Source organism: Pseudomonas mangiferae (genome assembly GCF_007109405.1).
Taxonomy (GTDB): domain Bacteria; phylum Pseudomonadota; class Gammaproteobacteria; order Pseudomonadales; family Pseudomonadaceae; genus Pseudomonas_T; species Pseudomonas_T mangiferae.
On record NZ_VJOY01000009.1, the window covers coordinates 217,551 to 223,612 of the forward strand.

At 69.0% G+C, this 6,062-nt stretch carries 6 protein-coding genes; all 6 read right to left on the reverse strand.

The genetic code is table 11. The features are described 5' to 3' along the window. Positions 1–21: 21 nt before the first annotated feature. Entirely contained in the window at positions 22–1,125 is a 1,104-nt protein-coding gene (gene rodA / locus FM069_RS14255) for a rod shape-determining protein RodA (protein WP_178106751.1), read from the reverse strand. A gap of 38 nt (positions 1,126–1,163) precedes the next feature. Continuing rightward, positions 1,164–3,053, reverse strand: coding sequence for a penicillin-binding protein 2 (gene mrdA, locus FM069_RS14260; protein ID WP_143489025.1), 1,890 nt, complete (start codon positions 3,051–3,053; stop codon positions 1,164–1,166). Between the two features lie 10 nt (positions 3,054–3,063). After that, positions 3,064–3,531: a 23S rRNA (pseudouridine(1915)-N(3))-methyltransferase RlmH gene (gene rlmH, locus FM069_RS14265; RefSeq protein WP_143489026.1), complete on the reverse strand. Its 468-nt coding sequence runs from the start codon at positions 3,529–3,531 to the stop codon at positions 3,064–3,066. Between the two features lie 7 nt (positions 3,532–3,538). Next, complete coding sequence (gene rsfS / locus FM069_RS14270; RefSeq protein ID WP_143489027.1) at positions 3,539–3,892, reverse strand: ribosome silencing factor; 354 nt, start codon at positions 3,890–3,892, stop codon at positions 3,539–3,541. Positions 3,893–3,972: 80 nt separating this feature from the next. Further along, entirely contained in the window at positions 3,973–4,623 is a 651-nt protein-coding gene (gene nadD / locus FM069_RS14275; RefSeq protein ID WP_143489028.1) for a nicotinate-nucleotide adenylyltransferase, read from the reverse strand. Continuing rightward, positions 4,623–5,888, reverse strand: coding sequence for a glutamate-5-semialdehyde dehydrogenase (locus tag FM069_RS14280; protein WP_143489029.1), 1,266 nt, complete (start codon positions 5,886–5,888; stop codon positions 4,623–4,625). The genes nadD and FM069_RS14280 overlap by 1 nt, the downstream gene beginning before the upstream one ends. Positions 5,889–6,062: the final 174 nt, after the last annotated feature.

The window sequence follows — 6,062 nt, forward strand, 5'->3', positions numbered from 1 at the left end:
GTCTCAAATTCTTCACTCTTATCAAACCTGCGCGATCCACTTGCGATGGGTATGGACCGCCATCAAAACCCCAAACCCTGACAGTAGCGTCACCAGCGAAGTTCCACCGTAGCTAATGAAGGGGAGCGGAACCCCCACCACCGGTAACAACCCGCTCACCATGCCGATATTCACCAGGACGTAGACGAAGAACGTCATGGTCAGGCTGCCCGCCATCAGCTTGCCGAACAGCGTCTGCGCCTGGGCGGTGATCACCAGCCCCCGCGCGATCAACAGCAGGTAGACCAGCAGCAGCAAACAGATGCCCACCAGCCCGAACTCCTCGCCGAGGACGGCAATGATAAAGTCCGTATGGCTTTCGGGCAAAAAATCCAGATGGGACTGAGTGCCCAGCAGCCAGCCCTTGCCGAATACACCGCCGGAACCGATGGCCGCCTTGGACTGAATGATGTTCCAGCCGGTGCCCAGCGGGTCGCTCTCCGGGTCGAGGAAGGTGAGGATGCGCTGCTTCTGGTAGTCGTGCATGACGAACATCCACATGCCCACCGCCACCGGCACCACCGCCGCCACCGCGCCGGCGATCCAGCGCCACTGCAGGCCGGCCATGAACAGCACGAAAGTGCCCGAGGCGAGGATCAGCAGCGAGGTGCCCAGGTCCGGCTGGCGCACCACCAGGATGAACGGCACGGCGATCATCGCCAGGCTCACGATCACGTGCTTCAGCCGCGGCGGCAGGCTGCGCTTGGCCAGGTACCAGGCGATGGTGGCCGGCATCAGGATCTTCATGAATTCCGCCGGCTGGAAGCGGATCACCCCGGGAATGTTGATCCAGCGGGTGGCGCCCATGGCGTTGTGGCCCATCACGTCCACCACGATCAGCAACAGCACGCCGATCACGTAGCCGGCCGGCACCCAGCGGGCCAGGAAGCGCGGCTCGAACTGGGCGATGACCACCATCGCCACCAGACCGATGCCGAACGAGCTGGCCTGCTTGGCCAGCAGGTCCCAGCTCTTGCCGCTGGCGGAATAGAGGACGAACAGGCTGCCGGCGGCCAGCACCAGCAGCAACAGCAGGAGGATGCCGTCCACGTGCAGGCGCTGCAGCAGGGTCGCGCGGCGGCGCATCACGTCTTCGCTGGACAGGGTGCGGTCGAAATTGCCGTTCATCGCGAGGGCTCCGGGCTGGTGGGCGGCGAGCGGTACTCCGGCTTGAGCTGGCCGTCCTCGCCCAGCAGCCAGGCATCCATCACCTGCTTGACCACCGGTGCGGCCACGCCAGAGCCGGACTCGCCGTTCTCCACCATCACCGCCACGGCGATGCGCGGGTTTTCCGCCGGGGCGAAGCCGACGAACAGGGCGTGGTCGCGGTGGCGCTCCTGCAGCTTGGAGCGGTCGTAGCGCTCGCCCTGGCGGATCGCCACCACCTGGGCCGTGCCGCTCTTGCCGGCGATGCGGTAGGCCGCGGTCTCACCCACCTTGCGTGCGGTACCACGGGCGCCGTGCATCACCTGCTCCATGCCATTGCGCGCCTGGTCCCAGTAGCTGGGGTCGCGCACCACGATGTCCGGCATCGGGTTCGGGTCCACCGGCGGCTGGCCCTCGATGGTGCGGGCCAGGTGCGGGCGGATCCATTTGCCGCGGCTGGCCACCAGGGCGGTGGCCTGGGCCATCTGCAGCGGCGTGGTCTGCATGTAGCCCTGGCCGATGCCGAGGATCAGGGTTTCTCCCGGGTACCACACCTGGCGCCGGGTGATGCGCTTCCATTCCCGGGACGGCATCAGCCCGGTGGCTTCCTCGAACATGTCCAGGGACACCCGCTGGCCGATGCCGAAGCGGCTCAGGTACTGGTGCAGCCGGTCGATGCCCATCTTGTGGGCGAGGTCGTAGAAGTAGGTGTCGTTGGAGCGCATCAGCGCGGTCTCCAGGTTCACCCAGCCGTCCCCGGAGCGGTTCCAGTTGCGGTACTTGTGGTCGTAGTTGGGCAACTGGTAGAAGCCGGGGTCGAACACCCGGGTCGCCGGGGTGATCACCCCGGCATCCAGGCCGGCCACCGCCACCACCGGCTTGATGGTGGAGCCCGGCGGGTAGAGCCCGCGCAGCACCCGGTTGTACAGCGGCCGGTCCAGGGAGTCGCGCAGCTCGGCGTAGTCCTTGAAGCTGATGCCGGTGACGAACAGGTTGGGGTCGAAGCTGGGCTGGCTGACCATCGCCAGCACCTCGCCGGTGCGCGGGTCGATGGCCACCACCGCGCCGCGACGACCACCCAGGGCGGCCTCCGCCGCTTCCTGCAGGCGGATGTCGAGGGTCAGCACGATGTCCTTGCCGGGCTTCGGGTCGGTGCGTTTGAGCACCCGCAGCACCCGGCCGCGGGCGTTGGTCTCGACTTCCTCGTAGCCCACCTGGCCGTGCAACTCGGGCTCGTAGAAGCGCTCGATGCCGGTCTTGCCGATGTGATGGGTGCCGCTGTAGTTGATCGGGTCGAGCTCCTTGAGCTCCTTCTCGTTGATCCGCCCGACGTAGCCCACGGAATGGGCGAAGTGAGCCCCCTGGGGGTAGTGACGGACCAGTTGGGCCACCACCTCGACGCCGGGCAGGCGGAACTGGTTCACCGCGATCCGGGCGATCTGCTCCTCGCTCAGCTCGAACAGGATCGGCACCGGCTCGAAGGGCCGCCGGCCCTGCTTCATGCGCTTCTCGAACAGCTCGCGGTCGTCGGCGCTCAGCCCCAGGACCTCGACGATCACGTCCAGCACCTGCTCCCAGTCGCCGGTGCGCTCGCGGGTGACGGTGAGGCTGAAGCTGGGGCGGTTGTCGGCGATCACCACGCCGTTGCGGTCGAAGATCAGCCCGCGGGTGGGCGGCACCGGCTGCACGTGGACGCGGTTGTTCTCCGAGAGGGTCGAGTGGTACTCGTACTGGATCACCTGCAGGTAGTACAGGCGGGCCACCAGCACGGCGGTCAGCAGCAGTACGGCCACCGCGCCGACGATGACCCGGTTGCGCACCAGGCGGGCGTCCTTCTCGTGGTCTTTCAGACGGATCGGCTGCGGCATCGGGCGCCCATCACTTGTGGTACGGGTGGCCGGACAGCACGGTCCAGGCCCGGTACAGCTGTTCGCCCACGAGAATCCGCACCAGCGGGTGCGGCAGGGTCAGCGGCGACAGCGACCAGCGCTGCTCGCTGCGGGCGCATACCTCCGGGGCGAGGCCCTCGGGGCCGCCCACCATCAGGTTGACCGTGCGCGCATCCAGCCGCCAGCGCTCCAGCTCCGCCGCCAGTTGCTCGGTGCTCCAGGCGCGGCCGCCCACTTCCAGGGTGACCACACGCTCGCCGGGCTGCACCCTGGCCAGCATCGCCTCGCCTTCCTGGCGGATCAGCCGCGCCACGTCGGCGTTCTTGCCACGGGTGCCAAGGGGAATCTCCACCAGCTCCAGGGGCAGCTCCGCGGGCAGGCGCTTGACGTATTCCTGCCAGCCTTCCTCCACCCAGCGCGGCATGCGCGAGCCGACGGCGATCAGTCTGATGCGCACGGCGTTTTCAGTCCGCGGCGCCCTGGGCGCGGCTCTGCTCCGCACCCTGCCACAGGCGTTCCAGGTCGTAGAACTGGCGGGTCGCCGGCAGCATCACGTGGACCACCACGTCGCCCAGGTCCAGCAGCGCCCATTCGCCGCCGTCCAGGCCTTCGCTGCCCAGGGGCCGCGCACCGCGTTCCTTGATTTTCTCCAGCACGTTCTCCGCCAGGGATTTCACGTGGCGGCTGGAGGTACCGCTGGCGATCACCATGAAGTCGGTGACGCTGGTCTTGTCCCGTACATCGATAGTGGTGATGTCCTGGGCCTTCAGGTCTTCCAGGGCCTCGATGGCGACCTGGGCGAGTTCTTCGTTGTGCATGCCTACCTCATCAGATGGAAAGTGCCGCGTCGCGGATCGCGAGGGCCGTGGCGGGCCGGTGCCGCGCCACGGGCGGTCGTTCAGTGGGGCGCCCGATACAGATCGTGCGCCTGGATGTAATCGAGTACCGCGTCGGGCACCAGGAAGCGCACCGAGCGGCCTTCCCCCAGGGTCCGGCGGATCTGCGTGGCGGACACCGCCAGGGGCGTCTGCCAGACGAAGGCGATCTGCCCGCTCACCTGGTCGATCGCTCCCGGGTCGCCGACGCTGCGCGCTGCCAGCAAGTCGCGCAGGGTTTCCGGCGGCTCGCTGTCGGCGTCCGGGCGCTGCAGCACGATGATGTGGCAGTGCTCCAGCAGCTCCTCCCAGCGGTGCCAGCCCGGCAGGCCGCAGAACGCATCCCAGCCCAGCAGCAGGAACAGCCGGTCGTCGGCGGCCAGCTCGGCGCGCAGGGACTCCAGGGTGTCGATGCTGTAGGACGGGCGGTCGCGGCGCAGCTCGCGGTCGTCTACTTGCAGCGGCGCCACGCCGCGGGCGGCCAGGGCCACCATGTCCAGGCGCTGGCGGGCACTGACCTGGGGCGTGTCGCGGTGCGGCGGACGGGCGCTGGGGATCAGCCGCAGCTCGTCCAGCGCCAGGGCCTCGGCCACTTCCAGTGCGCCGCGCAGGTGGCCGATGTGGATCGGGTCGAAGGTGCCGCCCAGCACGCCGATACGTCTGGCTCGACTCATCAGGTGCGCACGTGCCCGTCGCCGAAGACCACGTACTTCTCGCTGGTCAGGCCGTCCAGGCCGACCGGGCCGCGGGCGTGGAGCTTGTCGGTGGAGATGCCGATCTCCGCGCCCAGGCCGTACTCGAAACCGTCGGCGAAGCGCGTCGAGGCGTTGACCATCACCGACGAGGAATCCACCTCGGTGAGGAAGCGCCGGGCGTCGCTGAAGTGCTCGGTGACGATGGCGTCGGTGTGCTGGGAGCCGTAGGTGTTGATGTGCTCGATGGCCTGGTCCAGGGAATCCACCAGGCGGATCGCCAGGATCGGCGCGTTGTACTCGGCGCGCCAGTCGTCCTCGCTGGCCGCCAGCACGTCGTCGCCCAACAGCTCGCGGGTGCGCGGGCAGCCGCGCAGCTCGACGCCCTTCTCGTGGTAGATGGCGGCCAGGGGCGGCAGCACCCGGGGCGCGATGTCGGCGTGCACCAGCAGCGTCTCCATGGCGTTGCACGGCGAATAGCGCTGGGTCTTGGCGTTGTCGGCGATGCGGATCGCCTTGTCCGGGTCGGCGGCCACGTCGATGTACACGTGGCAGACGCCGTCCAGGTGCTTGATCACCGGCACCCGGGCGTCGCGGCTGATGCGCTCGATCAGGCCCTTGCCGCCCCGGGGAACGATCACGTCGACGTACTCGGGCATGCTGATCAGCGCGCCGACGGCGTCGCGGTCGGTGGTCTCCACCACCTGCACCGCGGCGGCAGGCAGGCCCGCCTCGGCGAGGCCGGCCTGGATGCAGCGGGCGATGGCCTGGTTGGAATGGATCGCCTCGGAGCCGCCGCGCAGGATGGTGGCGTTGCCGGACTTCAGGCAGAGGCTGGCGGCGTCGATGGTCACGTTGGGCCGCGACTCGTAGATGATGCCGATCACCCCCAGGGGTACGCGCATCTTGCCCACCTGGATGCCCGAGGGCAGGTAGCGCATGTCGCGGATTTCGCCGATGGGGTCGGGCAGCGCGGCCACCTGGCGCAGGCCTTCGATCATGCCGTCGATGCCGTTCGGGGTCAGCGCCAGGCGGTCCAGCATCGCCGGCGCCAGGCCGCTGGCGCGTCCGGCGTCCAGGTCGCGCTGGTTGGCGACGGCCAGCTCGGCGCGAGCGGCATCGAGGGCGGCGGCGGCGGCCAGCAGGGCGCGGTTCTTCTGCGCCGTGCTGGCCCGCGCGAGTTGCCGCGACGCCTCGCGCGCGGCGCGGCCCAGGCGATTCATGTAGACGGGCACGGACTCGGTCATGGTCTGGGGTCGGCAGTGAAGGGAAAGCGGGCGATTATAGCCGGGTGGTCGCGCCGCGCCCAGCCGCGCCGGGCGGACGGCCGCGCTCCGTTCAGCGGGGGATCGACCGGCTTCCGTATAATCGCCGGCTTTCGCCGAACGGAATGACCGCCCATGACCCGCGACGCCCCGCCC

Bases quoted from the DNA above. Each gene is read 5' to 3' on its own strand.
- FM069_RS14280 (WP_143489029.1), bottom strand. From the start codon at position 5,888: ATGACCGAGTCCGTGCCCGTCTACATGAATCGCCTGGGCCGCGCCGCG.
- rsfS (WP_143489027.1), bottom strand. From the start codon at position 3,892: ATGCACAACGAAGAACTCGCCCAGGTCGCCATCGAGGCCCTGGAAGAC.
- nadD (WP_143489028.1), bottom strand. From the start codon at position 4,623: ATGAGTCGAGCCAGACGTATCGGCGTGCTGGGCGGCACCTTCGACCCG.
- rodA (WP_178106751.1), bottom strand. From the start codon at position 1,125: ATGCGCCGCCGCGCGACCCTGCTGCAGCGCCTGCACGTGGACGGCATC.
- mrdA (WP_143489025.1), bottom strand. From the start codon at position 3,053: ATGCCGCAGCCGATCCGTCTGAAAGACCACGAGAAGGACGCCCGCCTG.